Origin of the sequence: Bradyrhizobium sp. (assembly GCF_049586575.1) — a bacterium.
Taxonomy (GTDB): Bacteria; Pseudomonadota; Alphaproteobacteria; order Rhizobiales; family Xanthobacteraceae; genus Bradyrhizobium.
Window position 1 is genome coordinate 1 of sequence record NZ_JBAVCF010000692.1, and the last position, 2,284, is coordinate 2,284.

At 59.1% G+C, this 2,284-nt stretch carries 4 protein-coding genes; 2 read left to right on the top strand and 2 right to left on the bottom strand.

Features of this window, described 5'->3' with window-relative positions:
• Nucleotides 1-138: 138 nt before the first annotated feature.
• Both WB528_RS25310 and WB528_RS25315 read right to left on the bottom strand, forming a co-directional pair.
• Nucleotides 139-384 (bottom strand): PilZ domain-containing protein, encoded by a 246-nt coding sequence (locus tag WB528_RS25310; protein ID WP_423891857.1) that lies wholly within the window; start codon nucleotides 382-384, stop codon nucleotides 139-141.
• Nucleotides 385-545: 161 nt separating this feature from the next.
• Nucleotides 546-722: a hypothetical protein gene (locus tag WB528_RS25315; protein ID WP_423891859.1), complete on the bottom strand. Its 177-nt coding sequence runs from the start codon at nucleotides 720-722 to the stop codon at nucleotides 546-548.
• Nucleotides 723-976: 254 nt separating this feature from the next.
• On the opposite strand from WB528_RS25315, the gene WB528_RS25320 reads away from it, so the two are divergent.
• Together WB528_RS25320 and WB528_RS25325 are read left to right on the top strand one after the other, a co-directional pair.
• Entirely contained in the window at nucleotides 977-1,159 is a 183-nt protein-coding gene (locus WB528_RS25320; protein ID WP_423891861.1) for a hypothetical protein, read from the top strand.
• A 313-nt stretch (nucleotides 1,160-1,472) separates the two neighbouring features.
• A partial coding sequence (locus WB528_RS25325; protein WP_423891862.1) for a DUF5996 family protein occupies nucleotides 1,473-2,284 on the top strand: 812 nt, incomplete at its 3' end.

Below are 2,284 nucleotides of genomic sequence, written 5' to 3' on the forward strand. Positions count from 1 at the left end.
GATATCGCCTGAGGGCGCAGGACTAGTTCTTATCTTAGGAAGCCGTGCAGCCGCGTCTCGAAGGATGAGGCGCGCACGTTAGGCCGTGGCATGGTCGTATTGGAAAGCGAATGCCCCGAAGCGGGAAATCGAGGTTGATCAGGCCGCCGCTTCAAATGCCAAGCCGATCAGCGTTTCCTTGCGCCACACGACGCGACAGTTCTGCCGAATTTCACCGTTTGGAATGTTGAGCTCGAATTCGTGAGGAATGCAAAGCCGACGGTCCACTTGAAGTGCGGCGCCCCTTGCGGAAATATTTCGTAAAACGCATGCGACTGTCCGGCCGTCGAACTCAATCGATCCGCCTTTCAGAACCCGCCGCCGCTGTGTCGCTCGTCGCTCCATTCGGTCGACTTAAGCCAAAATTGTAAGAGACGCGCTAACTGCGACACCTTGGAAGCGCGGCATCCGGTAACGAATTGGCAACCAAGAAAAATCCCTGCTTTTCCAGGTAAAGCTGACATCAGAGTTCTCAAGGGTTGAGGTCCACCTGTGACCTGAAGCGGTCACCCGGTGCCGCCGGTCAACCCGATGCCGTTACCGGCGCAGGCTGCAAGACGTCGGATCACTCTTTGCTTGAAGCGCAGCCGCGAAGGCGGCGACCGCGTCGCGCGCGGCGGCCAAATCGCGCGCGCCGGCGAAGCGAGCGTGAGCAGGACGAGGAAGATTCTGACGATCAGCATGGACAACCTCGATTGGTGTCGCGCGATCGGCTCGGCGGCGCGGTTGGCAGCGACGGCAGTTGCTTGTCGCGGACCGCGCTGCAACGGTTCATTGCCGATGGGCCGCTTGCGCGTGCGGCCTTTAGCGGACAATCGGCCTGTTCGTCATCACCATGCGTTGGCGCAATGCGAACGTCGAGTTCAGAAATCGGAACGCATAGCTGAATAGATGCAGGTGATGTAAATTCCGACGCATTGCGGTTATGGAGTAACGAATGCCGATCAAGCCGCCTCCATTTTCAGAACGGGACCTTGTTCATGCTCGCAACATTGCGCGTTCATGGAAGCTTTTCGACCAACTCTCTCCTGCCGAGATCGAGATTGTCGTAAGGGCGATCGCGCAGGGTATTGCAGAGGGGCGCATATCCGGCCTGGAGATCGCGCAAGGAAGTTATTAGGCAGTAATTAGCCGCGGGGGATCGACCATGAGAAAGTCACCGATCCGTTGGTGCGGGAGCGTCTAAGCGCGCCAGGTCTCAGCTTTCCCCGAACCGGTTGATCTCTCACCTGCTGCGCCGGGCGCCCATCAAAAATCCGAGATCGCCAAATGGTGACCAATCTGGCTGGCGACGGCCGCTCTTTGGGGGCATAAACGACACGTCCTGAGGCTGCCGAGCCACTTTCGCTTATGACCCTATCCAGCATCGGCGATACAGGCGCAGGCCGTTCGCCCAGGCTATTGACCGAAATGCCGCTGCAAAGGGTGCGATGATGTCCAGAACGACGAACAATCCGTGGCCTGATCTGGCGGCGCTGGATCTTCGGCCGACGACCGATGCACTCCATCTCTGGAGCCAGGTGGCCGGCAAGGTGCGGCTGATGCTGACACCTTGGATCAATCATAGCTGGCAAGCGACCTTTTACCTGACGGGCCGTGGTTTCACTACCGGGCCGATCTATCGGGATGGGCGCGCTTTTGAAATGGAGTTCGATTTGTTGAGCGACCTGCTGCGGATCGACACCGCTGAGGGCGAGACGCGGCGCGTTAAATTGGAAGTGCAGAGTGTTGCCGCATTCTACGAAGCGACAATGGCGGCGCTTGCCGAGCTTGGATTGGCGGTAGACATCAATCGTATGCCCTGTGAGATTCCGGACGCAGTCGTCTTCAACGAGGATGATGCGCCGCGCGCCTACGACCCCAACGCTGCGAGAGCGTATTGGCACGCCATGCTGCAGGTGCAGCGGGTCTTTTTGCTATTTCGCTCGCGCTTTGTCGGTAAATGCAGCCCCATCCATCTGTTTTGGGGCAGCTTTGACCTGGCGGTGACCCGCTTCTCGGGACGCGATGCTCCGCCGCATCCGGGCGGCATGCCTCATGTGCCGGACGCTGTGGCTCGCGAGGCGTATTGCCGGGAAGTTTCAAGCGCAGGCTTTTGGCCTGGCATCGATCATCCCACCTTCTACAGCTATGCTTATCCTGTGCCAGACGGCTTCGGCGTTGCCAGGGTCGAGCCGGAGGCCGCGATGTTCGACACTCAGCTTGGAGAATTCCTGCTGCCTTATGACGCGGTTCGCTCCAGCGC

Coding starts and splice junctions, on each gene's coding strand:
- WB528_RS25320 (WP_423891861.1), top strand. CDS start 977: ATGCCGATCAAGCCGCCTCCATTTTCAGAACGGGACCTTGTTCATGCT.
- WB528_RS25315 (WP_423891859.1), bottom strand. CDS start 722: ATGCTGATCGTCAGAATCTTCCTCGTCCTGCTCACGCTCGCTTCGCCG.
- WB528_RS25310 (WP_423891857.1), bottom strand. CDS start 384: ATGGAGCGACGAGCGACACAGCGGCGGCGGGTTCTGAAAGGCGGATCG.